Here is a 24,646-nt window from a genome sequence, read left to right on the forward strand (position 1 = left end):
GCCGCCCGACCGGGCAGTCAAAGGATGTCAGTCCGGCAGAAGCAGCGCCTCGAGTTCGGGAAGCCGCTCGAACAGGATAGGGAGCCCATGGATCCCGTTGTTCACGGACTCATGCGACAGGGCGAGTTCAGGGCCAGTGGTCGCCTCGACACCGGCGAGACACCTGAGGATGTTCCACCTGTCCCTGTGGGTCAGCACGACAGGACCCGGACGTCCGCACGTGTTGACGAGGTTGGTGATGGTGAGAAAGTTCTCGACGTGAGACGCGAGTTCGTCGGCCCATGGCTGTCTGGTTGCCTTCGCTCGCTTTGCCAACAGGGGCCAGTCCTTTGGCGCATGGTCTTGGACCGGCGGATGGTTCCAAGCGCTGTGAAGTGAATGAATGCCCGCGAGGATCTCACTTACCTCAAACGCGTACGCCTTCGATACCGGCGCTTCAGGCTTTTTCGGCGGCGGGGCTCCCTATGACAGCTGGGTGGGATGTCTGCCATAAGTCCGGTCTGAAAAGCCAGTCCAGTGACTTTCCGTTACCTGTTGAGGCTGTTGCATGGGTCACTTTCATTTGCTTCCAGCCGCAAGGACCCTGATCCTTGCAAGACCTAGTTTTTTCAGCGCTTGTCAGAGCGTGCCCAATGGAGGACACAATTTATGACTAACGTTCTTTGGTTTTCTGAGCTTGGCTTGACCGACCTTGACCAGGTTGGCGGCAAAAATGCATCACTCGGGGAAATGGTTCGGAATCTCGCCTCGGCTGGGGTGAAGGTTCCGGACGGATTCGCGACGACGGCGGACGCTTACCGGCGTTTCCTGGCGGAGTCGGGGCTTGATACACGGATTGAAGCCATCCTGGAGGGCTTGGACAGCGGCGACGTGGCCGCTTTGGCCAAGGTCGGCGGGCAGATCCGGGACCTGATCCGTCAGACGCCGTTCCCTGCCGGTTTCGAAGAGGAAATCCGCGCGGCCTACCAGCGCCTGACCGAGGAGCATGGCGGGGATGTGTCATGGGCGGTGCGTTCCAGCGCAACAGCCGAAGACCTTCCTGACGCCTCCTTTGCCGGCCAGCAAGAGACGTTCCTGAACATCCGCGGGATCGACAACATCCTGCTGGCTATCAAGGACGTTTTCGCATCCCTGTACAACGACCGCGCGATTGCTTACCGCGTTCATCACGGCTTCACGCATTCGGAAGTGGCACTTTCGGCCGGTGTGCAGCGGATGGTGCGTTCCGACGTCGGCGCTTCCGGCGTGATGTTCACGATGGACACAGAGACCGGTTTCCAGGATGCGGTCTTCATCACCTCCTCTTACGGCCTCGGCGAGGCCGTGGTCCAGGGGGCCGTGAACCCTGACGAGTTCTATGTTTACAAGCCGGCATTGGCGGCTGGCAGGCCGGCAGTTCTCAAGCGCGGGCTGGGGGAGAAGGCCGTGCAGATGGTGCACACGGATTCGGACGAAGTTGGCAGGACCATTGACTTCATCCCGGTGCCCCAGGATTCCAGGAGCCGTTTCAGCCTGACGGATGCTGAAGTCGAGCAGCTTGCACGCCACGCCGTAGCGATCGAGCAGCACTACGGCCGTCCCATGGATATCGAGTGGGGGAAGGACGGGGTGGACGGGGAGCTCTACATCCTGCAGGCGCGGCCCGAAACCGTGGAGTCCCGTAAAGCAGCGGGCGTCACGTCCCGCTACACGCTCGCTGAGCGTTCAACGGTTTTGGTCGAAGGCCGCGCGATCGGTCAGAGGATCGGCGCCGGGCAGGTGCGGGTGCTGTCCTCCATTGAGCAGATGGCCTCCTTCCAGGAGGGTGATGTCCTGGTGGCGAACATGACGGACCCGGACTGGGAACCGATTATGAAGAAGGCCGCCGCGATTGTCACGGACCGTGGCGGGCGGACCTGCCACGCTGCGATCATCGCCCGCGAACTGGGGATTCCCGCCGTCGTCGGAACCGGCTACGCGTCCCAGATCCTCAAGGACGGCACTCCCGTGACAGTCTCCTGCGCCGAAGGCGAAGCCGGGCTGGTCTACGAAGGGCTGCTGGAGTACACGCTCCAGGAAACCAGCTTGGAGACTATGCCCGAGGCCCCGGTGAAGATCATGATGAACGTCGGGACACCGGAGCAGGCGTTCAGTTTCGCCAAGCTCCCCAACCACGGTGTTGGTTTGGCCCGCCTTGAGTTCATCATCAACCGGCAGATCGGCGTCCACCCCAATGCCTTGCTGGCCGTCGCCGGCGAGATCGAGCGCCCGGCGAGCCTGGATGACTACACCGTCCGGCTGATACAGGAAAAGACGGCGGCCTACGATGGTCCCCGCGACTACTATGTCCGCCGCCTGGCTGAAGGCATCGCGACCATCGCGGCCGCGTTTGCCCCTGAACCTGTGATCATCAGGCTCTCGGACTTTAAGTCCAACGAGTACTCCAATCTGGTCGGCGGTCCTGCGTTCGAACCCGAGGAAGAGAACCCGATGATCGGGTACCGGGGTGCGTCGCGGTATCTCTCAGCGGCGTTCCGGCAGGCTTTCGAACTCGAATGCGAGGCGCTGAAGTACGTTCGCAACGAGATGGGCTTGAGCAACATCAAGCTCATGGTCCCGTTCGTGCGGACATTGGACGAGGCCAGTGGCGTGATCGACCTCCTCGCCGCCAACGGACTGCGGCGCGGCGAGGACGGACTGGAGATCGTGATGATGTGCGAGCTGCCTGCCAACGCGCTCCTTGCGGACGAGTTCCTGGAGTACTTCGATGGGTTCTCCATCGGTTCCAACGACCTCACCCAGCTCACTTTGGGCCTGGACCGGGATTCTGCGCTTGTGGCTGAAGGCTTCGATGAGCGGAACCCGGCAGTGACCAAGCTGCTGGAGATGGCCATCAGTGCTTGTCGCGCCAAGGGCCGGTACGTCGGAATCTGCGGCCAGGGCCCCAGTGACCACCCGGACTTCGCGGAGTGGCTCCTTGCCTGGGGCATCAGCTCCATCTCGCTGAACCCGGACGCAGTCACCGAGACCTGGTTGCGCCTGGCTAAGACCACCAGCACCGCGGTCTAAGTGGCAGACAACCAAACCGTGGGGGCGGGCGCGGCGTCCGCCCCTACGGTGTTCTTTCTCTCTGACAGCACCGGTATCACCGCTGAAACGCTGGGCAACACCTTGTTGACCCAGTTTCCCGGCCAGCGGCTTGAACGGCGGACCATTCCCTTCATCACCACCATTGAGCAAGCCCGCGAGGTGGTAGCGATTATCGACAAGGTGGCAGCCTCCGGTCCTGTGCCGATCATTTTCTCCACTGCGGTGGGACAGGACATTCGTGCCGTGCTGTCGGAAAGCCGTGGTCAGTTCTTCGACTTGTTCGGATCCCACATCGGGAAGCTCGAACAAACGCTTGGCGCGGCCGCCAACGGAAAACCGGGCCAGGCACACGGCGTGGGCGACGCCGTCCGGTACCAGTCCCGTATGGCCGCCGTCGAATATGCCATTGAGCACGACGACGGCCAGTCGCTCCGTGCGCTCGAACGCGCCGAACTGATACTGATCGCGCCCTCCCGTTGTGGGAAGACACCCACCACGATGTACCTTGCACTGCAGCACGGCATCCTGGCAGCGAACTTCCCGTTGGTCGAAGAGGACTTTGATGTCATGGCGCTGCCGAAACCCTTGCTGCCGTTCGCGGACAAGTGCTTTGGCCTGACTTCCCAGCCCGTCCGGCTGAGCCAAATCCGCCAGGAACGCCGGCCGGGCAGCAACTACGCGTCGCTGAACCAATGCACCTTTGAACTTCGCAACGCGGAGGACATGTACCGTGCAAACGACATTCCCTACGTGAACTCCGCCTCCATGTCCGTGGAAGAAATTTCCGCCACGGTCCTTCAACGCATGCAACTGCACCACTGACAATCGGAGGCTTCGGGACTGTCCCAACAGCGGTGGGTTGAGTCTGGCTTGATCCGAGGAGGCAGTCGTATCACTCACTGTTACTTCATCGAAGTTGCTGCTGAGGGATCGATCTCCGTGGCCGCCGATCTTCTCTATGTAGCGCAGCCGACAATATCCGCCGCGATGAAGGACCTTGAGGCCCGGGTTGGCGTTCGCTCCGCTCTCGCTGGTGTCCACCAGCGTCAGTAGGCTCCCTGTTGCCGTCGACGCCGGCGGTTCACGGAGTCGGAAACTGCAACGCCTATGAGGGGGAGAACAGCCGCGAAAGCGGCAAGGAAGACGGGAAACAGAAAGCTCAAACCTGCCAGCACTACCAAGGCTCCAATGCCGACAAGATCGGATGGTCGGCGGGTGCCGAGTACTTGTCGAATAAAAAGGCCCCGGCCAGCAAGGAAGAGAGCCGGCCCGCCGAACAGGAGCAGGACCGTCGGCAGATTGGAGTGGGCTGCCGGGTCGGTGATCACGAGCTGATCCCCAACCGCCACCAGAATCAGGCCAGCCAGTAACGCGAGCAGGGTGTTTCCCGCCAAAATGCCGGGTCGGAACTGATCATCGACAGAAGCAAGCTTCTCCAGAATGTCCTGTTCGAGGCCATGGAAGTAGCACCACCAGATCGCGACGCTTCCTGCCAGGCTGATGGTCCCGGTCAGGAATATCAGCGGGTCCTCAAGATTGCCTGCAATGGCCAAACCCGTGGAGAGGATCGTCTCGCCGAGCGCGATCAGGTAGAACAATCCGAACCGTTCAAAGATCCTCTCTCCCGGCAGCGGGACCCGGCTTCCTTCGGTTTTCCGGCCCGGCAGACGGTGGGCCAGCATGTGTCCGCCCAGATCGATCGCGGCAGCGACACCCCAGGACATCAGGCGAAGTTCCGTACCGAAGAGGACGCCGGCAATCCAGAACGGCATGCTCATGCACCCCCAGATCAGGGTGCGCACAAAATGGTTGTGGGTAGTCCTGTCGAGTCCGACGCTCAGCATCCACGCGCCGCGGCCCAGTTGGACCAACAGATAGCTCACAGCAAAGAGCCAGCCGAAGGCACCAAACGCTGAGCTGATGGATGCGTTCATGAACAGCGTGACGAGCATGACGGTCAGCAGCATCCACTGCACCTCAAGCCGCGAAGTGTCCAGCAATGTCGCCGACCAGGTCGTGTAAACCCACACTTTGTAGACCGCGAGAAGAAGCACGAACGTCTCTCCGGCACCCACCCATGAGAGATGTTCCAGCAAATGATGTGATAGCTGCGATAGTGCGAAGACAAAGACCAGATCGAAGAATAATTCAACGCGGGTAACACGGTCGTCGGAGGCCGCGGACCGAATCAGCGACCTGGCACGGACCATCAGTATCCTCCACTGGACCAGGAACGGACGGACGCCCCCTCCTGCTGTCTGCAAGAGTGACGACGGTGCGGAGGAAAGTCAAGAGAAACGGAAGATGCGGTTCGCCTGGGCCGGCCCGGTTTGGGGGGGGCGCCCCTGAGCGGCCGGTCCAACTACGGTCTAGCGGCGGTGCGTCATCGGTGCCGGCCAGCAACAGGCGGTTCTTAGCGAATCAGGTTCAGCGCAGCGTTCACGATGGATGCCTCGTCGATTCCGTGGATGCTGTAGGCGTCCTGCAGATCTGAGGACTGCCCGAACTCCCTTACTCCCAGGGAGACTGTGCGGTCCCCGCGCGCCCCAGCCAGGAAGGACAAGGTATGTGGGTGTCCGTCCTGGACCGTGACGAGCGGCGCTGGGGCGTGACGCGGAAAGAGTGCGTCAACGATGTCGAAACCGATCGCATTGGATCCTTGGTTCAGGGAGTTGCGGTTCTGGAGGGATTCGAAGACCAGGTCAGGGCTGGTGAGGCAAACGACGCCGGCATTGACGCCAAATGTCTTCAGCCGCGCGGCCGAGGCGATGACTTCGGGCATCATTGCTCCCACTCCGACCAGGGTCACAGTGTCCTCGGCCGGGTCATGGCCACTTAGCCGGTAACCGCCGGCCACCGCATGCCTACGGCGTCGCTCCAGCAGCACCGCGTCCGTCGGTATGGCAGCCAGGGCTTGATCCAGTGGACGGGTCGTGAGCCGGAAGTAGGCCGAGCGTCCTCCGGGAATGCCGATCCGGCTCATGGCTTCGAGCATGCACCATTCCAGATCCTGCGCGAAGGCTGGCTCCCAAGCTGTACATTCCGGCTGTTCCAGCCCGATGGAGGGAGTGGTGAGAGACTGATGGGCTCCGCCTTCCGGGGCCAGGGTCACACCCGAGGGCGTTCCAATCAGGATGGACTGCCCGCCAGCGTACATCCCAAACGACCAAGGTTCGAGGGCGCGGGCCACGAACGGGTCGTAGATGGTGGCGATCGGGATCAGCGGTTGGCCCCAACGGCTCCAGGTCGTTCCGAGTTCGGAGACCAAGCCCACGAGATTGGTTTCGGCGATGCCGAGTTCGATGTGTTGGCCTTGGAAGTTCTCAATCCAGCGGAGGACCCGTTCAACGTCGTCCGCGAACCAGTCCTGGCGTTCGCCAACGGACCAGACCCCGGTTTTGTTGATCCAGCCACCAAGGTTGGTGGAGGAGGCGACGTCGGGACTGCAGGTAACGACACGGTGGGCCACCTCAGGCGCTGCCCGCTTCAGGTCGGACAGGAACCGTCCCAGCGCGGCTTGGGTGGAAATTCTGTCACCGTAGCTCCATGGCAAAGAATCGGGGATTGGGAGGGTCGGAGCCGGATCGGGTTGCCGGCGCCGGAGCCGGAGGGACGTACGGGCGCAGGCTTGTTCTTCGACGGTGTCCGGCTGGAATTGTTGCCATGGATCGCCAAGGTCCATCCCGGAGGTCTTGGCCAGGGCTTCCATTTGATCCTTGGACAGGAGCGCCGAGTGGTTGTTTGGATGTCCTTCCGTGGCTAGGCCGCGGCCCTTGATGGTGTAGGCAAAGATAACGGTGGGCCGGGTAGGGTCGACTTGCTTGTAAGTGTCAAGCAGCAGTCCGATGTCATGTCCGGCGAGATCTCGTACCGCGGCGGCCTGTTCTGTGGCGGTGAGCGAACCGAGAAGGGTTTCCATGGCGGGGGTCGAACTGCTGGAGCGCAAGCGGTCGAAGATCTCAGAATCGGCTGAGCGGAGCATGCGCTGGTATTCCTCGTTCGGCATGGTCTCGAGCCGGCGGCGTAGATCCGCACCTCCCGGGCGGGCGAAGAGTTCCTGAATCCGGGTTCCCCATTTCCGGGTGAGGACCTGCCAGCCTGCGGCTTCAAACATGCCTTGCAGGCGCATGATCTGCGAGTCCGGTACCACCCGGTCCAAGGACTGCCGGTTCAAATCAACGATCCAGAGCAGTTCGCCAAGCTGCCCAACGGAGGGGTCGGCGACAGCTTCCCAAATAGCACCCTCGTCCAGTTCGGCGTCGCCCAGAAGTCCGATGAAGCGACCCGATTTCCGTGATGCGGCGTACCTGTCGCTCACGAAGCGGTGTGACATGGCCGCCCAGATGGTGGCCGTGGCTCCGATCCCCACACTGCCGGTGGAAAAGTCCACGGTGTCCGGGTCCTTTGACCGGCTGGGGTAACTCTGCAGGCCGCCCTTTTGCCGAAGCGTGCTGAGTTTGCTTTCGTCCAGGTCACCAAGGAGGTAACTTATGGCATGCAGGACAGGAGAGGCATGGGGCTTGACTGACACGCGGTCCGCCTCGGTCAGCTCGGAGAACCAGAGGGAGGTCATGATTTCAACCATGGAGGCGCTGGAGGACTGGTGACCGCCGACCTTGATGCCGCTGGTATTGGTGCGCCCGCGGTTGGCAGCATCCACAATTGCGGTGGCGGTCCAGCGCACCCGCCGGGCAATACTCTCCAAAACTGCCGTCGTGGACCCTGCATCCCCCAGACCGGCAGCGCCGGGACGTGTGGCTTTAATCTGAAAATCTTCGACCCTCATGGTGGTCTCCTCTACAAGTACGCGTTGGGGCACGGTGCTGAACTGCTCTGGTCATCCGGGGGAGCCCCTGAGGGGGCTTCCCCGGATGACGGTCCATCACAGCGGTAAAGTTCTCGGGGCTATTCGCTTAGCTGACTGCGAGTTCCCCCAGCTTCGACCAACCTTCTACCTTGACGTTGACTATGTCCGGCGTCGCAGAAAGATATCGGGGAAGCTCCTCGCAGGCCTTCCTGAAGTGGTCCGACTGCACGTGGGCTGCGCCGGACTCATCGTCGCGGAAAGCCTCGACCAGGATGTAGGTGCTCGGATCTTCGACGGAGCGGGCCCATTCGAAGAACAGGCAGCCCTCCTCGGCGTTCGTTGCGGTGGTGAAGTCCTTGGAGATTTCGGGCCACGCATCGGCGTGGGCAGGCAGGATGGCAAATTTTGCGGTGATGAAGATCAACTCTGTTTCCCTCTTGATAGGCCCGTTCGGAAGGACAAGGTCCGACGTTGCGGGTGATTGGTCAGGCTGTTTCGACCGGACGTTTCTGCCCGGCGGTCGTAGGCGCAGCGGGGGCCTTGTTGATAAGGGCTTGTATGCGGTCGCCCAGGAACGCCGAGGCCCAGCCCAGTCCGGCGCCGATGATGAGGGCAATGACGGTGGGCCACAAAGACAACTGTGTTCCGAAGAACACGGCGGTCCCGGCGAACGCTCCCGGGATGAAGGAGAGCGGCGCCCAGCCTGCCTGCAGGCACATGGCGAGTGCGGCAAGGGCCACGGCAACGGCGAGCACGCCGGGGAATTGCACCCAGGTGGTCAGAAGCGCCACCAGCCACCCGTAGATGACGCCGGACAGGTTGGCTGCAAGCCCTCTGGAGAATCCTGTCCTGTTTCCTCCTGCGGCGAAAAAGCATGCCCACGCGACGAACGCCACCCAGGTGATGAGGCCAAGTTCTGTGCTTACCTGCGTCCAGAGCCCGGCTAGTGCACCGACGGCGATACCCACGCCAATGTATGGTTTCATGTCGATTCTCTCTTTACGTTGATGCGAGCCCCCAGGGTTTGTTTGTTCCAGGGTTTGCTTGTTTCAGAGTTTGCTTGTCAGGGCACAAGGATCGCCCGGCCACGGACTTTCCCTGCGTCGAGGTCGCTGATCGCTTGTTGGAAGTCATCGAGGGCGTATTTCTGGGTATGGAGGGTGACGGCACCTCGAGCCGCCAGGGCCATCAGGTCCTGAAGGTCGTTGTAGGAGCCGACGAGGTTGCCGATGATGTTGATCTCGGCTGAGACGATGTCGATGGTAGGGACATCGATGTTCTCGCCGTAGCCCACAACGTAGTAATCCCCTGCCTGACGCAGCATGGCGAGGCCTTGGGCGGTGGCGCCGCCTTCGCCAACGAAGTCGATAAGTGCCTCCGCTCCATGACCCCCGGTGAGGGCAAGGACCTGCTCGACCTGTGACCCGTCGGCCAGGACGCCCTCATGTGCTCCGATCTTCTTGGCCAGGTCCAGGGCAGCCGGGTTACGGTCGACGACGATGATGCGGGCCGGTGTTAGGGCAGTCAGGACTTGGATACCTATGTGGCCCAGCCCTCCGGCGCCGATGACAACGGCCGTATCCCTTGCGGTCAGCCGCTTGGCAGCCTTGGCGGCAGCGTGATAGGCGGTGAGGCCGGCATCGGCCAGGGCTGCGACATCGGCAGGCTCGAGAGAGTCGTCGATTTTGACGACGGAGCGGGCGGATGTCAGCAGGTATTCGGCGTATCCGCCGCTGGTGTCGATACCGGGGAACTTGCTCTGCTCGCAGTGCACGTCGTCCCCGGAACGGCAGGCACGGCATAGGCCGCACGTGATGAGGGGGTGCAGGATGACTTTGTCGCCTTCTTTCACATTGGTAACGGCGCCACCGATTGCGTGTACCCAGCCGGCGTTCTCGTGGCCGATGGTGTAAGGCAAGTGGACCTGGGATTTTTCCGCCCACTGGCCCTCCAGAATGTGCAGGTCCGTGCGGCATACCCCGGCTCCGCCGATTCTGACGACGACGTCAAACGGTCCGGTCACCTGGGGAAGTGGCACTTCTGCCATTTTGAGGCCTTCGTGGTAGCCGACGACCTGTACGGCCCGCATGGTGCTCATGGGTGAATCTCCTTGACTGTCAGTGGAAGTAGTTCGTGGTGGTCCGCCGCTTCCGCGCCCTCGGTTCGTGGTGTCTGGTCCGCGCCGTATCCCTCATAGCGTGTCCGCAGCAGACCCCGGCAGAAATGTGCGTTTCCGTCAATGGAAATGCGTGTCGAGCGTGCACGACGCAGTGCCATCGGCACCGCATCCGGTGGATAAAGCTGCCCTTCGTGGTCAACCAGGACAATCGACTCCGAACCGTCCGGCAATCCAAGTGCCTCTCGTCGGCGCAGCAACGCTTCCTTATTCCGTCCAGGTGGAAGATCCCAGAGACGAATGGTTCCCATCATCGTCTCCTCGATGCCGGCGTTGGTGCGCAACAGATCAGTGAGGCATCGTTCCATCGCGGCGGTGTGGGCCTTGCGCTGGAACAATTGCCGCAGCTCGTCCAGGCTGTCCTCGGCTTCATGCAGGAACGTGCCCCTATAGCCTGCGTCCGCGGCGAGCCCGGCGTTGATGAGATCGGAGTCGTGGTGGTCATCGAGCTCCACCACCACCTGCGTCACCGCCGGCAGCGCAGAGATCACATCCTTGCTGTCGGACGCCATGAGGTAGGCGAAATTGGGCGAGCAGAAGGAGGTGGGCAGGCGCAGGTGAATTTCCACCCTGGCGCCACCGGCGACGGTTGTGACGTTGAGGGAGCGAACAAAGCCGAGATCGGTGATCGGTTCATCCAGTTCCGGGTCGAGCACCGCGCCCAAGGCATGGCGGATGTCCTCCTCCGTGACATCCCAGCGGGATGCAACTGCTGGACCGACGTGCAGCGCCGTCACCGGACGCCTGCCAGATCTGCGCGTTCGGGCTGCCGGGGTCCTGTCTTCGTCTCATCTGCAGCGGGGAGCTGCAGCTCAGCGGGCACCGGGATGTCGTACATCTTTGCGGCGTTGAGTCCCAGAATCTTCTTCTTTTGGGCTGTGGTGAGCGGGGCATACTCGGTCATGTCTTCCGGAATCTGGAAGTCAACGAACCGCTCAATCAGCCAGCGGGGCGTCCAAATGGCGTAGTCACTGGAGAATTGGATCCGATCCTCTCCGATCCAATAGATGAGCTCTCCGATGATCTGGGCAAAGTACCGCGGCCGCGTGTGCATGAAAGGCATCGCGACGGCCAGGCCGCCATGAACATTGGGCTCCTGAGTGGCTATCCAGCAGAAGTCTTCCAGTCGGGGCAGGCCGACGTGCTCGACCACAAAGTTCAGGTCTGTGAAGTCTGAGGCTGCATGGTCGACGTCGGCGACGTCGAAGGCGTCACGGTCGAGCGGGCGTACGGTAGGTCCTTTGTGGATATGGATGTTCTTGATGCCGAGTTTGCGGCACTCCTCGAAATACCTGTAGGACCACGGGTCCGAGAGTTTGTACCCACGCGATTCGCCGTGCCACTCGGCGGTGTACAGCTTCACGCCTTTGAAGCCCATCTTCTCGTGATCGGCGCGCAGCCGGTCTAGGCCCGCCTCACCATCCCGGGGGTCATAACAGTGGTTGTACGTGAGCTTGTCCGGATTCGCAGCGGCCAAGCCGTACGCCTCCTCGACCTGCGCGAAGCCGTTCTTGTAGAAGGCGCCAAGGTAGGCCGGCTGAAAGATCGCGTGGTCGACGTAGCCGTCCTCAAACAGATCCTTCATGAGGCGCTGACCGCCTTGGTAAAGGAACTCCTCATAGCTCCACTGTTCCGCGTCGGGAGAGAGGTTGCGGTGGTAGTCGTAGAAGCAGTCGATGAACTGCTTACCAGGGATGTTCCGCTGGTTCTCCGGGCGAGCGTCCCACAATGCGATGTGGGCGTCGACAATAAAGTAGTTTTCGCCGTCTTTGCTGTACATGTCCGGTCTCCTTCTGGCGACTGCCGTAGTCGCGACAAGTTCGAGAGTAGGCTGATGGAACAGGCGTCAACATGTGGTGTGTGTCTCATTTTGAGACGATCCTTTTCTGATTGGTCTGGTGAGACCAAGTAACCTCGAAACATGGAGACGAGGAGGTCGGCGATGATGCCGAACAAGGACGAGGGGACTGCCGGCTTCGCGCACGATGACGTGAACCAGCTCGCCACTCCCGCCAAACGCCTCCTTGCTTCCTGGCAACGGAGCGAGGAATACGGGGTTTCCGCCGAGGCAGTAGATCCGACGTGGGCTGGCCCTGCAGGGTCCGACTCGCTGTTTTTCCAATGCGGCCAGGAAGTGCTCACCAGCCTCTACGGCACGCTGGCAAACGAACCCCTAAGCCTGATGCTCACCGATGCCAACGGCCGGCTCCTCAACCGCTTCAGCGGAGATACTTCCCTCTTGAGGGCGCTGGACAAGGTGCATCTGGCACCAGGCTTCGCCTTCTCCGAAAGGGATGCCGGGACCAATGGCATGGGATTGGCACTCGCGGACCGCATCCCGACCCTCGTACGCGCGGAAGAGCATTACAGCGCCAGTCTTCGGACGTACACCTGCGCGGCTGTACCTGTCTTCGACCCCGTCACCGGCTTGCTGGAAGGCAGTGTCAACATCACAACATGGTCCCGCTCATCCCCGCAGTTGCTGCTGGCTTTGGCGGAATCAGCTGCGGGCAACACCTCAGCCCTGATGCTTTCAAGATCACAGGGCCGCAAAGGAAAAACCGGACCGAAGGGCGGCGTTTTCCGCATCCAGAGAGGCAAGCTCGAGCCGGCAGCGGGCACAGTGCGGAAAATCTCGTCGGCCTGGACAAACGCCCTCGACCAGGCCAGTGGTGCCTTGGCGGCAGGACGGGTTGTTGCCGCCGTAGGGGAGCAGGGTGCCGGGCGCGCAACTCTCCTGGCGCAGGCGCTGCGGCATGTTCAACCCGGGAGCCGTATCATCTCAGCGGCCGTCCCTGCTCCTGCCGACGTCGAAGCGTGGCTGTCCTTATGGGCGCCGGAACTGGCCAAACCCGCTACCGCTGTGATCGTCGAAAACGTAGATTTGCTGCCGGCTTGGGCGGCGCAGGAACTCCACGCGCAAGCCCTCCGGGCGGTTCGGTCGCTTCCACTCTCCCAGGGCGGGAGCACACCAACACTCGCATGGGGTGTCACAGCTGCAAGTCATGACGGTATCCCGCAACCCCTGGCGGGCATGGTCGATACGGTGATTCCTGTTCCTGCCCTGCGGGATCGCGGCGAGGATGTCCTGCACCTGGCCAGCTACGCCGCCCGCCAAACCCGCCTGCGGGAAATCAACTTCACCGGCGCGGCAGAAAAAGCACTGATGGCCCATAGCTGGCCAGAGAACATTGATGAACTTTTCAGCGTTATTCACGCCGCCGCTGTCCAGACAGAGACCATTGACGTGAGTCACCTCCCTGCTTATCTTCTGGGCGGGAGCAGCCGCCATCTCAGTCGGATCGAGGTGGTGGAACGCGACGAAATCATTCGCTGCCTTTCCACGCCGGGGGTAACAGTAAGCGGTGCGGCAGCAGAACTGGGCATCAGCAGGGCCACCATCTACCGTCGTATGGCCAGGCTTGGGATCGCAATCCCGAAGTAGGCAACCACCGGCCCGGCCCCTGGCACGGCTCCTTTGTCGACGAGTCGCACATCGTCGTCAGCTGCTCCAAAGGAAAGCGTCGCTCCATCCGCGGGAGCCCGCTGGCCGGAAAAGCCGAAGGCGGTCCGCAGCATCAGCTCCGGACCGCCTTTCCCCCAATATGCTTCGTGCGTGCTACTTCTTTTGCCCCTGCTTGGCCAGGACGTAGTCATAAACTACTTCCTCACCAATGCCGTCCTAGCGGGTCTCCGAGGTGGTGGTGCACCACCACGACCTGGATACTGCCTGGACCATCGAGGAAGCCGACCCGGATTCGCTGTTGAACGCCATTGAGGCCGTGGTGCGGACGATGCGTGCCAAGGGCGCGCCGGGGATGACCCTGCTTACTGAGGAACGCGACGAATGGGTGGTTGGCGACGGTGCGCTGCGGATTGAATCGGACCGGGAAGGCCTTCTGAAGTGGTTGGCCCGCGGTGATGCCGGTTTCATCGAGGCCGAAGGTCCCGTGCCCGTCCTGCCGCGCTGGTAGGTGACTCTCCCTCCTTATTTTGATCAAATCAAAATAAGGAGGTAAGCTGGGTATAGGCCAGAGCCGCCCTTGAGTACCGCACCGGTGAACATTCCCGGGCCGGCAGGGCGCGCCACAACCGCAAACACCCTTCCGCTTGAGCGGTACTGGAATCCCGGACTGGCCATGATCCTGAACCCCAAGGAGAACCCATGACTTTACTGACTGAACGTCCCGCAACGCCCGCACCCGCCTCCGACGCAGCTGCGGCAGTCACCGTGTCCAAAACCGCATTGATCGGCGGCAGCTACGTAACCCTGCCGACTGCCCTTTCCCGGACGCATAGTGAAGGTGCCTACGTCACCGCCCCCGGCAACCGAAACGTTTCCCTTGGCAGTTACGTCACAGTTCTCGGCGTCCACAAAGACCCAGTCGGTGGCAGCTACGTCACACTTTGCAAGGCAGCCTAAAGGCGGCGTCTGTGCTTGATGGCACTACGCGGCTTTGAAAGGGGGCCGACGACGACACTTTGTGCCGCCGTCGGCCTCCTTTTGTGCAAACGTTTGTTGGCGAAGCCTGTTCGGGTTTCCGCCTCACGTTGATGCTGTGCCGCTCAGCCTTCGAGCCTCGAATGCTCGCCCAGACGGTGCCATGAACGGTTGTGGTAGACCAGAGCATCGCCGGGCTCGCCGGCTTGGACGTCACGCATCACGTGTGACTCCAAAGCGTGGACGGCGATGATCGTGGAGGTCCCCACTTCCATACGATTGATGACGGCGCAGCGCACCCAGGCGCGGACATCGTCATACACCGCTTCGCCGGTCGGAAGGGCCGACCAGCGGTGCGTCTGGTCAAAGCGGTCGGTGCCTGGCGTCGCTCCAAACTTCGCCAAGTCGACGTCGTGGGCGTCCAGCAGGTGAACGACGACGGTTTCCGCGCGCGAAAGCACCTTCGACGCTGAGGACAGTGCCGAGACCGAGAAAATCAGCAACGGAGGTTCCGCACTTACTGAGACCACCGACGATACAGTCAGTGCCACCGGTCCCTCGCCGGCATCCGCCGTGATGACGGCGACACCTCCTGGGTGGCCACGGAACAATGCTTTGAAGTCGTCAGCCGAAAGGGAGGACGGGAAGCTTTGCTTCGGAGCCTCGAGCCAGGTGTCTGTGAGGTAGGCGTGAAACATCGTTATGAGACCCTGCGGGCGAGTTCCTCGCGAACGATGTTCGTGCCTGCGCTGAGAGCACTCAGCTTGGCCAAGGCGACATCCCGGGGGAACGGTGCCATGCCGCAGTTGGAGCTGGGGATGAGCTTGTCCGCATCGACGAACTGCAGTGCTTTGCGGAGGGTGTCGGCGACCTCTTCCGGGGTCTCGATCGTCTCGCTTGCGACGTCGATTGCCCCGAGCATGACCTTCTTGCCGCGGAGGAGCTCGATGAGGTCCATGGGCACGTGGGAGTTCTGGGATTCCAGCGAGATGATGTCAATGCTGGAGCTCTGAAGCAACGGGAATGTCTCCTCGTACTGCCGCCACTGTGAGCCGAGCGTCGCTTTCCAGTCATTATTGGCCTTGATCCCGTAGCCGTAACAGATATGCACGGCGGTCTCCGCGCGCAGGCCTTCTGCCGCTCGCTCAAGCGCAGCCACGCCCCAGTCCTTGACCTCATCGAGGAAGACATTGAACGCGGGCTCGTCAAACTGGATGATGTCCACGCCGGCCGCCTCCAGCTCCTTCGCCTCCTGGTTCAGGATCGCAGCGAACTCCCAGGCCAGCTTCTCGCGGCTCTTGTAGTGGTCATCGTAGAGCGTGTCCACCATCGTCATTGGACCGGGAAGAGTCCATTTGATCGGCTGGTCCGTGGTTGCGCGGAGGAACTTTGCGTCTTCGACAAATACCGGCCGCTCGCGGCGCACCGGTCCGACGACGGTCGGCACGCTCGCGTCGTAGCGATCGCGGATGCGCACGGTCTTGCGCTGTTCAAAGTCAACCCCGCTGAGGTGCTCGATGAAGGTCGTGACGAAGTGCTGGCGGGTTTGCTCGCCGTCGCTGACGATGTCAATGCCGCGTCGGCTCTGCTCGTGAAGCGCGATGCGCAGCGCATCCTGCTTACCCTCGAGAAGCGCATCTCCCTCCAGCTTCCAGGGGGACCAGAGGGTCTCCGGCTGTGCGAGCCAGGATGGTTTCGGCAGGCTTCCAACAACGGTGGTGGGCAAGAGTGTGTTCATGATTGGCGATTCTCCGTGGGTCAGTTGACGAGGGCGGGGTATTTGGCGGTCCACTGGTCCAATAGATCCTTGTGGGGCGTGATGAAGTGTTCCTCTGTGTACTTCGCCTGCGTGATCGCGAGCTGACTACGCTCGACGCGGTCATAAGCGATCTGCGTCCGCGAGAAGTCCTGCTCTCCCAGGCTCGGTTGATAGACGACGGCGGCGGCGGAGTTCGCGTTGTAGACCTCCGGGCGGTAGATCTTCTGGAACGTCTCCATGGTGCTGATCGTGCCGATGAGCTGCAGGTTTGAGTAGTCGTTGAGCAGGTCGCCGCGGAAGTAGAAGGCGAGTGGCGCCACGCTGCCTCGCGGCATGAAATAGCGGACCTGAAGCCCCATCTTCGCGAAGTACGCGTCCGTCAGCGAGAACTCGTCCTGCTGGTACTCGACGCCCAGGATGGGGTGGCGGTTTTCCGTTCGCCGGTAAGTCTTGCTCGTGGAGACGCTGATACACACCACTGGCGACTGCGGGAAGCGTTCCTGGCATGCCGGGGAATCGAGGAACTGCTGGAACAGTTTGCCGTGAAGGTCGCCGAAGTCCTCGGGAACAACGGGCTTGCCGGCTTCTGCTGCTGCAGCCGGCAGGACGACGCTGAAGTCGAAGTCACGGACGTAGGAGGAGAAATTGTTTCCCACGATTCCCTGGTGACGGACGCCGTTCAGCTGGTCGACGATCTGGATGTCGAGAACCTCGAACAGCGGGAACCGCTGATCCGTACCTTCCGCAGTGAACTCTATGTGCACGGAAACGATCTCAAGCTCGAGCGTGTAACGGTCCCGGTCCGGGTTGTCCCAGTCTGCGAGATCGTTGAAGCGGCGCCGAATCATGGTCAAGGCGTTGCGGAGGTTCTCCTGGCGGTGCTCGCCACGTGCCAGGTTGGCGAAATTCGTCGTGATCCTCGAGCCTTCGGACGGGGAGTAGTCCTCGTTGAAGGGGGTCGTGGTGATGCTGAAGGTGAAGTCGTCTGCCATGTTGCCAATCCGTTGTTGATGGCCGGAGACGGCCTTTCAGAAGGTGGTGTATCCATGGTGCAACCTTCCGAGGGCTATCAGGTAACTAGTGGTTGCTATGCGTGCATATAGAATCTCCCTATGGCCCAAATTTCGAGCGGATTGACCTTGCAGCAGCTCCGTTACTTCATAGAAGTTGCCGCTGAGGGATCGATCTCCGCGGCCGCCGATCTTCTCTACGTAGCGCAGCCGACAATGTCCGCCGCGATGAAGGACCTTGAGGCCCGGGTGGGCCGTGCGCTCCTGCTCCGCTCCGCCCGCGGAGTCACCCTCACGGCCGACGGTGTAGAGTTCCTCGGCTACGCGAGGCAGGTCGTGGAGCAGTTCGCTCTCCTCGAGCAGCGCTACCTTGGCAGGCCGCCGAGGCGACGTCTGCTCGGGGTGTCAACGCAGCACTACTCGTTTGCCGTGGACGCCTTCGTCCGGATGGTCAAGGCCTCTGATGTGGCCGAATACGAGTTCTCACTGCGTGAGTCCCGCACCTGGGACATCATCGAGGATGTCCGGACGCTCCGCAGCGAAATCGGGATTCTCTACCGGAATGATTTCAACCGGAAGGTCATCGACAAGCTGCTCAGGGAGTCCGGGCTCGCGTTTACTCCACTTTTCCTCGCTGATCCGCACATATTCATTTCACGGAAGAACCCGCTCGCTGCAAAGGAGCGTGCGACACTCGATGATCTTGCCGGTTTGCCGCGGCTGACTTTCGATCAAGGTGCCAACAACTCCTTTTACTTCGCCGAGGAAATTCTCTCCACTTTGTCCAGTAAGCAGGAGATCCGGGTCTCTGACCGCGCCACGATCTTCAACCTCATGATCGGGCTCCACGGCTACACGATCTCGACGGGCATCATCAGCGGGCAGCTCGACCCTGAGATCGTCGCCATCCCGCTCGACGTAGACGAACGCATCGAGATCGGCTGGATCGGCCACGCCGCAATTCCGCTGACCGACCAGGCGCAGCGCTACCTCAAGGAATTGCGGACCGTCGTCGCTGAGTTCGGCGTAGCGCTGCTCGACTGAGGGCAATTGAGCGGGCGGGGCAGGGAGGACATCTATTGTCCGATGTGGCTTGCGATGTTTATAACCCGGCCACGCTTCAAAGGCGCAACACAGCTTCACCACAGTCCGACCCTTGATTGCCAATGAAGGCTGTAAGCATTGATACCAGCAGTCGAGTGAGGAACCATGAGCAGCAGAATCCCTGAACCCGAGTACAGCGTCAACGGTCCCATGTATGAGGGACGGGCGCTCCACCGCGTCGACGACGAGGTCGTCGACCAAGGCATTGCCTTCGACATTGGGACTTTAGTAAGCCGCCGGTCGATGTTAGGGATATTCGGAGCCGGCATGGGAGCAGTCGCCCTTGCCGCTTGCTCACCCGGCAGCACGGGTAGCACCAGTGCCCAGACCCCGGCCGCGAGCTCCATGGCCAACGCTTCCACTGGGTCCGCCACGGGCGCTTCCGGATTGACTGAGATTCCTGACGAGACTGCCGGGCCTTATCCTGGCGATGGTTCCAACGGTGCGGATGTTCTTGAACAGTCAGGCATCGTGCGAAGTGACATCCGCTCCAGCGTCGGCGGCGGGACCACGGCAGCCGGCGTGCCCATGACGCTCACCCTCATAATCCTTGACATGGCAAACGGTGGCGTCCCCCTTAAGAACGCAGCTGTCTATGTGTGGCATTGCAATGCCGAGGGCGGGTATTCGATGTACTCCCAAGGTATCCAGAACGAAACCTACCTCCGCGGAGTACAGGTCGCCGACAGCGACGGGAAAGTCACCTACTCCTCGATTTACCCCGCCTGCTACACAGGGCGTTGGCCGCATATCCACTTCGAGGTGTACCCCACCGTGGACGACATCACTGATTCGACCAAGGCCATTGCAACTTCCCAGGTCGCGTTGCCCCAGGACATCAGCGAAAAGGTGTACGCGTTGTCTGAATACAAGGGTTCAAGCTCTAACCTTTCCCGGGTAAGCCTGACCTCGGACAACGTCTTTGGCGACGATGGGGGTGAGTTCCAACTCGCGCAGGTTACCGGCGACACCACTTCCGGCTACCAGGTGGCCCTTACCGCCGCCGTCGACACCACCACCACTCCGAGTGCCGGCAGCGTCCCGGGCGGCGGAATGCCACCCGGAGGCGGCCCTGGCGGAACCCCACCCACCGGGGCCCCGCCTGCCTAAGCGGACCGTTTAACCGGACTGTCCCAGGCTGACGACAAGGTTGATGGCGACTGCGACGACGAAGGTGGCGAAGAAGTAAGAAAGCAGCGCGTGTCCCAAGGCGATCTTGCGGGATGCGGTCGATGACTCCTTCACGTTGCTCGCGCTGTAAGACATGCCAATTGAGAATGCTGCGTAGGCGAAGTCGCTGTACGACGGTTCCTCGTCCTGGTTGAAGCGGAAGCGATGATGGTCGTCGTGGTAGTACATCCGGGCGTACTTGAACGCGTAGACGGTGTTGACGAGGGCCCATGCGAGCACCACGCTGAGGGCCGCCAGTAGCGCGGCGGCCACGCCTATTGGATCCTTTTGCTGGCTGCGGATCAAGGCAAAGACAACCGCCACAAGACTGAGGAACGTCGCGCCGGTGATAAGGGAGTCAACAAGCCGTCGAGAGCGATCCTCCTGGCGGGCGAGTTCACCTGTGGCCTCCGGGCCGGCGGGCCACGCCTTGATCCAGGCCCAGGTCAGGAAGACGCAGCCTGCGACAGACCACCCGATCAAGGGCGCAAGTTCGGGAGCACCCAGCAGTGCCGGAGCGAGCGCGACAACCAGTCCGATGAGGGCGGCAATCAGGGCCTTGCGATCAATGTGCGACATATAAGAGGCTGCCCTCCGGGTTTATGCATATATGAAGGACCCAGCCGGGAATTCTTGATCCCTGACCTTGCTCACCAACCGTGTGCTTACCCACGCAATGCTAAGCATGCTTAGTATTAGATGTCGAGGGTCAGTCTATGTAGTCCTCGTCCTCGGCGCGATGGATCACCATGGTGCCGGATGCGGTCTCGTCCCGTATGAGGCGGACGATTTGAGCCCGGGCCTCTTCAACCTGTGAAGCTCTTATTGGCCCGGAGTTTGCCATTTCCGAGAGCAGGATTTCCCGGTTGCGTTCGGAGATGTTGCGTTTCACGGATTCCAGAACGACAACGGGGGCTCCCTTCAGTGCAGTAGCCAGGCTCTCTGGACTTACCCTGCGCAGAATTTTTTGCAGGTCGCGTGGGTCCAGTCTGACCAGATCCTTGAACGTAAGCATTTGCGCCCGGACCTCACCCGCCAGTTCGACGTCGACCTGATCAAGGCCGTTAAGGATGGTGCGCTCGGTTCTTGAGTCTGTGCGCGTGATGATGTTCACAAGAGGTTGAACGCCGCCAAGGTTTTCGTTCGAACTTGCCAGCTTTGCTGCCGAACCGGCGCGCTCCCGAAGGACCTCCGCGACTGTTGCGACCACTTCCGGTGCTACTGGACCCATGGTGGCGATGCAGCATGAGACTTCAACGGCCAGGTTGTCATCCAGGCCCGTCAAAATGGCTGATGCTTTGCTTGGTCGTAGATGCGCGAGCACGAGGGCCGTGGTTTGTGCCAGTTCGCCGTCGAGTAGTGCGATTATCTGTTCGATCGCCATAGGTTCCAGGAACTCGAAGGACTTGCCTACCATCACACCGGTGAGCCTGTCCATGAGACCAGCGGCCTTGTCTGTACCGAAGGACGCCTCGAGTAGCCCTGCAGCGAAGTCGCGACCTCCACGGGCGGAGCGGCGGCCCTTCTTGACGTAGTCATGGAATTCGTTGACGACTGTGGTTGCCACAGCAGATGGGACACGTTGGAGGCGGACAATTTCTGCCGCAATTTCTTCGGCCTCAGGCTCGGAGAAGCGGGCGAACACAGAGGCGGCACCGGCAGGACTTAGCTGCATCAACACCACCGCGACTTTTTGCGCGCCAGTCAGGGTTGAAGCCGGGACCGCAGCCTCTACAGAATTCATGCAACCGGCCGATCTGTCAGGGTGCGAAAGGGAGATTTGCAACGAACACTGTGCGGCATTGCACAGACCCGCCCGTCCTGTCTGGGGGAGACCGGACGGACGGGAATACTCTTTCAGACTAGCCCCGGGCCAAGGGCTGCCCCGCAGTTCTGATGACGAACAGTGCAGAAAATCTCCTTGTAGGACTCAACGAGTGCAATGAGCGGCGATATCTTGTCTGCCGTGCACGAATCGATACCGCCAGGCAGCACTTACTGCACGATGTGAAGCTGATGCCGATCCGCTGGCCGGCTAAGGAACCATAGTGTTTTGCAATGCTGATCTTTAGGGCCAACAAGAAGTCTGGGGGCGGGGCATGCTCCGTAGAACAATAGGATCCAGCGAGGAAACAGCGAGCTGTCCTCGCTTGGCGCCCGGCAAGCGATGGGAGCGCGCTGGATCATTGCTGTCATTGCTGTCATTGCTGACGCGCTGGAGGCGGTCAGGCACATCGGAGTCCAGCGGGTTGGCTGGGCAAGGTGGTGGGGGCCGGCCTGGGATAGCCGCCGAACTTCGAGTTCAGGATTTGATCGCAAGCCGGACGCTGTCAACGGCTTTCCAGCCGATCCGTGACCTTAGCAACGGCCACGTGGTGGGAGTTGAAGCGTTGACTCGCTTTTCCGGGGAACCCGACAGGTCACCAGAGGAGTGGTTCGCTGACGCTGCCTCGTCAGGATGCGCGGCCGAGCTCGAGTTCCTGGCCATGAAAACGGCGCTCAACGCCGCCGCGGAATTGCCGAATCATCTCTTTGTTTCCGTCAATCTCTCCCCAACAGCCTGTCTTGACCGGCGGATGGTCGCTCTGCTGGAAGAGTCGCGGGTTGCGCCGACAAGGATCGTCTTGGAGCTGACGGAGCACTGCGCAGTGACAGATTATGAGAGTCTCAAGGCTTCCCTGGCGCGGGCGCGAGAAGCCGGCTTGCGTATCGCCGTCGATGACACGGGAGCGGGGTTCGCTTCGATGCGGCATGTACTTCAACTCAGGCCCGACTTTATTAAACTCGACAGGACAATCATCGCCGGACTCGACGCGGACGATGCGAAGAAGGCCTTTGGATCCGCGATGGTCAAGTTCGCCGAAGGTATTAGTGCAACCCTGGTGGCTGAAGGTCTTGAAACGATGGGGGAACTCGCCGCAGTGATGGAGCTCGGAGTCCCTGTGGGGCAGGGATATTTGCTCGGGGAGCCCATCGTCCATCCCGAGGAGTGGAGCAAATGGCGGAACCACTACCCACAGGCCGCCAGCACCTAGACTTATAAGTCCTCATTGCACTCGCTTGCTTCGTTGCCTTGAGTTTCCCTCGAACCACGGCTGTCCAGCAGCCAAAAGGCGTCACTTCATGAAATCCTCACCCTCGACCAGCGACATCGACCCATCCCCGGAAGGACTCACGCATTACAGCGTGCCGATGGACTTGAACCTGGAGGAGAAGTTTGAACACTGGAGGTGTTGGTACGGCAACGCGATAGATACGCCAGCACGGCTTGAAAAGACCGAAACACTGGTCCGGCCAGGCTTTAACCCCACTGCCCTGAGCCTTGGTGGGCCCGGTTTCAGTCTCGTGGATGTCAGCAACGAACCCGCCAACTGCCGTTGGAGGGCTCCCGCCCGTTCCCAGAACTGGTTACTGTATTTCCGAAGTTCATGCGCGGGTTTCAGTTTTTCCGGTCGCTCTGAGGAGATCGCCCCTGGCAGCGTCCGGTTCATGGACCACTCTTACCCAGGGAGCTTCCATGCCCCATCAGGTCTTAGCGCCGTAAGAATCCAATTCGACCGTCAACTGATGGGCTTGGACGATCAGTCGATGAAAAGGTTGGAGGGTCTCGGCGATATCCGGACGCATCCCATGGTCCGCGGGCTTATTTTGCCGGCGTTGTGCAGTTGGCAGGAGCCGGATCTGGGACGGGACCTACCGCGGTTGCAGCCGGTCTTCCGGTCCATGATGACAGCTTTGATCGGTTCACTCCTGGAAGCACCGGCCGAAGATTCCGACATGAAGCCGGCCCGCATCGCAGCGGTCAAGAAGTTCATTCGGATGAACTACAGGAACCCGGCATTGGACGTTGATGAAGTTGTGGCCTACTCCTTTCTGTCCCGTCGGGCCCTCTATTATCTTTTCGAGGACGAAGCCCTCCCGGTCAACAAATACATCCGGACACTGAGAACCGTGGAGGCTCTGGAACTCTTTGCGGAGCCCGGTTCGTGGCGACGTTCCTTGGGAAATATTGCCGAGGCCAGTGGATTTGCGAACTTACAGGCGATGCGCCGCGCAATCAAAGAAACTGGACTTGCGCTCAGCGAGCTTCAGGACAACCCGGAACTTGCACGGATCACTTCGTTTGGCCTCAGAAGGGTGATCGGCTTGTGACGTCGCTGGACCCAGTGCTGTCGGGGGCCCAAAACTCATGTCGTTCAGAGGAACAACGCGGGAATTGACGTTCCCGGTGAGATGATCGGATATGACCGAAAGCAACGGCTCCGCCAAGCCCGAACAGGACTTTGATACAACGGCGCATCACTCGAGACTGCGGGTCGCGGTGATGATCGCCGTGGGTCTGGTAACTGCCTTGATGGTCGGTCTGCTGAAGTCTTGGGCCTATGCCCCGGCGATCGGATGGGCCGCGGCGTCCGTAACGTATCTGGTTTGGGTTTGGACGGTCATAGGCAGGCTCCAGTCATCTGCGACAGCCGCACACGCCCGGCGCGAAGACCCTGGACGGGCAGGGGCGGATGCGCTGGTGCTGAGTGCAACGATTGCCAGTTTCGCCGGCGTTGCTTTGATTCTGCTGGACGCTGCCGACGCCGAGGGAGGCAAAAAGGCCGCAATCATCGCCATGGCCGTTGGCAGCGTGGCACTCTCTTGGTTTCTTGTCCATACCCTTTTCACCTTGCGCTACGCATCCATTTACTACCGGGACAAAACCGGTGTGGACTTCAACGAAAGCAAACAACCGCGCTACATGGATTTCGCCTACCTTGCCTTCACAGTTGGTATGACCTTCCAGGTCTCGGACACCGACCTGAAGACGGACGCAATCCGCACCACAGTTCTGCGCCAGGCTTTGCTGTCCTACCTCCTTGGCACCATCGTCCTCGCTACCACCATCAACCTCGTCGCCGGACTGATTCGCTAGGGACCCCAGCGCTGAAGCTCCAGGATCCTCCCGACTGGCCCGGCTACTTGCGGTCCAAGTCACTGGCGGAGGAGGCCCCGAGCGCCATGGAGAATTCTCGGGCGACTTTAGCGGCCAGCACTCCGGCTGGTCCACACCGTGGTTCCTCACGCTTTCGGGCACCGTTCATCGGCCGTTCGCGCGACCGTGTCC

General features: G+C 61.0%; 23 protein-coding genes and 1 pseudogene. 11 read left to right on the forward strand and 13 right to left on the reverse strand.

The window, feature by feature from the left end; translation table 11 throughout:
* Positions 1–27: 27 nt before the first annotated feature.
* Positions 28–315, reverse strand: a complete 288-nt coding sequence (locus LRQ04_RS19290) for a hypothetical protein (protein ID WP_235521920.1) — start codon at positions 313–315, stop codon at positions 28–30.
* Positions 316–648: 333 nt separating this feature from the next.
* Between LRQ04_RS19290 and ppsA the strand changes: the two genes are divergently transcribed.
* The 3 genes and pseudogenes from ppsA to LRQ04_RS19305 all read left to right on the forward strand — a co-directional run.
* Entirely contained in the window at positions 649–3,048 is a 2,400-nt protein-coding gene (ppsA, locus tag LRQ04_RS19295; protein WP_235521921.1) for a phosphoenolpyruvate synthase, read from the forward strand.
* The gene (locus tag LRQ04_RS19300; RefSeq protein WP_235521922.1) at positions 3,049–3,891 is read left to right on the forward strand and encodes a pyruvate, water dikinase regulatory protein; all 843 of its coding nucleotides are present in this window, start codon (positions 3,049–3,051) and stop codon (positions 3,889–3,891) included. It begins immediately after the preceding gene.
* A gap of 48 nt (positions 3,892–3,939) precedes the next feature.
* Positions 3,940–4,083 (forward strand): annotated as a pseudogene (locus LRQ04_RS19305) (LysR family transcriptional regulator); the annotation flags it as partial.
* Between the two features lie 32 nt (positions 4,084–4,115).
* On the opposite strand, the gene LRQ04_RS19310 reads toward LRQ04_RS19305, so the two are convergent.
* The 7 genes from LRQ04_RS19310 to LRQ04_RS19340 all read right to left on the reverse strand — a co-directional run bounded on the left by LRQ04_RS19310 (position 4,116) and on the right by LRQ04_RS19340 (position 11,832).
* Complete coding sequence (locus tag LRQ04_RS19310; RefSeq protein WP_235521923.1) at positions 4,116–5,279, reverse strand: low temperature requirement protein A; 1,164 nt, start codon at positions 5,277–5,279, stop codon at positions 4,116–4,118.
* A 203-nt stretch (positions 5,280–5,482) separates the two neighbouring features.
* A complete protein-coding gene (locus tag LRQ04_RS19315; protein WP_235521924.1) occupies positions 5,483–7,855 on the reverse strand; it encodes a pyruvate dehydrogenase in 2,373 nt (790 codons plus the stop codon).
* A 127-nt stretch (positions 7,856–7,982) separates the two neighbouring features.
* Positions 7,983–8,300 carry a putative quinol monooxygenase gene (locus LRQ04_RS19320; protein ID WP_235521925.1) on the reverse strand — a complete coding sequence of 106 codons (318 nt, stop codon included), beginning with the start codon at positions 8,298–8,300 and terminating at the stop codon, positions 7,983–7,985.
* Between the two features lie 61 nt (positions 8,301–8,361).
* A complete protein-coding gene (locus LRQ04_RS19325; RefSeq protein ID WP_235521926.1) occupies positions 8,362–8,862 on the reverse strand; it encodes a DUF1097 domain-containing protein in 501 nt (166 codons plus the stop codon).
* A gap of 77 nt (positions 8,863–8,939) precedes the next feature.
* Positions 8,940–9,974 carry an NAD(P)-dependent alcohol dehydrogenase gene (locus tag LRQ04_RS19330; protein ID WP_235521927.1) on the reverse strand — a complete coding sequence of 345 codons (1,035 nt, stop codon included), beginning with the start codon at positions 9,972–9,974 and terminating at the stop codon, positions 8,940–8,942.
* Positions 9,971–10,789: an iron-sulfur cluster assembly protein gene (locus tag LRQ04_RS19335; protein WP_235521928.1), complete on the reverse strand. Its 819-nt coding sequence runs from the start codon at positions 10,787–10,789 to the stop codon at positions 9,971–9,973. The genes LRQ04_RS19330 and LRQ04_RS19335 overlap by 4 nt, the downstream gene beginning before the upstream one ends.
* Positions 10,786–11,832, reverse strand: coding sequence for an amidohydrolase family protein (locus LRQ04_RS19340; RefSeq protein WP_235521929.1), 1,047 nt, complete (start codon positions 11,830–11,832; stop codon positions 10,786–10,788). Before LRQ04_RS19340 ends, LRQ04_RS19335 begins: the two co-directional genes overlap by 4 nt.
* A 162-nt stretch (positions 11,833–11,994) precedes the next feature.
* On the opposite strand from LRQ04_RS19340, the gene LRQ04_RS19345 reads away from it, so the two are divergent.
* The 3 genes from LRQ04_RS19345 (at position 11,995) to LRQ04_RS19355 (ending at position 14,475) form a co-directional block, all read left to right on the forward strand.
* Positions 11,995–13,497: a helix-turn-helix domain-containing protein gene (locus LRQ04_RS19345; RefSeq protein ID WP_235521930.1), complete on the forward strand. Its 1,503-nt coding sequence runs from the start codon at positions 11,995–11,997 to the stop codon at positions 13,495–13,497.
* Positions 13,498–13,756: 259 nt separating this feature from the next.
* Positions 13,757–14,026: a hypothetical protein gene (locus LRQ04_RS19350; RefSeq protein ID WP_235521931.1), complete on the forward strand. Its 270-nt coding sequence runs from the start codon at positions 13,757–13,759 to the stop codon at positions 14,024–14,026.
* A 191-nt stretch (positions 14,027–14,217) separates the two neighbouring features.
* Entirely contained in the window at positions 14,218–14,475 is a 258-nt protein-coding gene (locus tag LRQ04_RS19355) for a hypothetical protein (RefSeq protein ID WP_235521932.1), read from the forward strand.
* A gap of 143 nt (positions 14,476–14,618) precedes the next feature.
* Here the strand turns inward: LRQ04_RS19355 and LRQ04_RS19360 are convergent, their stop codons facing one another.
* From LRQ04_RS19360 to LRQ04_RS19370, 3 genes are read right to left on the reverse strand one after another with little or no spacing between them, the layout of a single operon-like run.
* Positions 14,619–15,191 carry a flavin reductase family protein gene (locus tag LRQ04_RS19360; RefSeq protein WP_235521933.1) on the reverse strand — a complete coding sequence of 191 codons (573 nt, stop codon included), beginning with the start codon at positions 15,189–15,191 and terminating at the stop codon, positions 14,619–14,621.
* A gap of 2 nt (positions 15,192–15,193) precedes the next feature.
* Positions 15,194–16,231, reverse strand: coding sequence for a methionine synthase (locus LRQ04_RS19365; RefSeq protein WP_235521934.1), 1,038 nt, complete (start codon positions 16,229–16,231; stop codon positions 15,194–15,196).
* A 20-nt stretch (positions 16,232–16,251) separates the two neighbouring features.
* On the reverse strand, positions 16,252–17,244 hold the full coding sequence (locus LRQ04_RS19370; protein WP_235521935.1) for a DUF1852 domain-containing protein: 993 nt from the start codon (positions 17,242–17,244) through the stop codon (positions 16,252–16,254).
* A gap of 120 nt (positions 17,245–17,364) precedes the next feature.
* Here LRQ04_RS19370 and LRQ04_RS19375 point away from each other — a divergent pair, with 120 nt between their 5' ends.
* Entirely contained in the window at positions 17,365–18,306 is a 942-nt protein-coding gene (locus tag LRQ04_RS19375; protein WP_235521936.1) for a LysR family transcriptional regulator, read from the forward strand.
* Positions 18,307–18,471: 165 nt separating this feature from the next.
* On the forward strand, positions 18,472–19,476 hold the full coding sequence (locus LRQ04_RS19380) for an intradiol ring-cleavage dioxygenase (protein ID WP_235521937.1): 1,005 nt from the start codon (positions 18,472–18,474) through the stop codon (positions 19,474–19,476).
* Between the two features lie 9 nt (positions 19,477–19,485).
* On the opposite strand, the gene LRQ04_RS19385 is transcribed toward LRQ04_RS19380, so the two are convergent.
* Together LRQ04_RS19385 and fliG are read right to left on the reverse strand one after the other, a co-directional pair.
* Positions 19,486–20,115 carry a DUF1345 domain-containing protein gene (locus tag LRQ04_RS19385; RefSeq protein WP_235521938.1) on the reverse strand — a complete coding sequence of 210 codons (630 nt, stop codon included), beginning with the start codon at positions 20,113–20,115 and terminating at the stop codon, positions 19,486–19,488.
* A gap of 130 nt (positions 20,116–20,245) precedes the next feature.
* Positions 20,246–21,280 carry a flagellar motor switch protein FliG gene (fliG, locus tag LRQ04_RS19390; RefSeq protein ID WP_235521939.1) on the reverse strand — a complete coding sequence of 345 codons (1,035 nt, stop codon included), beginning with the start codon at positions 21,278–21,280 and terminating at the stop codon, positions 20,246–20,248.
* Between the two features lie 565 nt (positions 21,281–21,845).
* Here fliG and LRQ04_RS19395 point away from each other — a divergent pair.
* The 3 genes from LRQ04_RS19395 to LRQ04_RS19405 all read left to right on the forward strand — a co-directional run bounded on the left by LRQ04_RS19395 (position 21,846) and on the right by LRQ04_RS19405 (position 24,454).
* The gene (locus LRQ04_RS19395) at positions 21,846–22,571 is read left to right on the forward strand and encodes an EAL domain-containing protein (RefSeq protein WP_235521940.1); all 726 of its coding nucleotides are present in this window, start codon (positions 21,846–21,848) and stop codon (positions 22,569–22,571) included.
* A 553-nt stretch (positions 22,572–23,124) separates the two neighbouring features.
* Positions 23,125–23,688, forward strand: coding sequence for an AraC family transcriptional regulator (locus tag LRQ04_RS19400; protein ID WP_235521941.1), 564 nt, complete (start codon positions 23,125–23,127; stop codon positions 23,686–23,688).
* A 91-nt stretch (positions 23,689–23,779) separates the two neighbouring features.
* A complete protein-coding gene (locus LRQ04_RS19405; RefSeq protein ID WP_235521942.1) occupies positions 23,780–24,454 on the forward strand; it encodes a DUF1345 domain-containing protein in 675 nt (224 codons plus the stop codon).
* Positions 24,455–24,646: the final 192 nt, after the last annotated feature.

Origin of the sequence: Paenarthrobacter sp. AR 02 (genome assembly GCF_021538675.1) — a bacterium.
GTDB lineage: Bacteria > Actinomycetota > Actinomycetes > Actinomycetales > Micrococcaceae > Arthrobacter.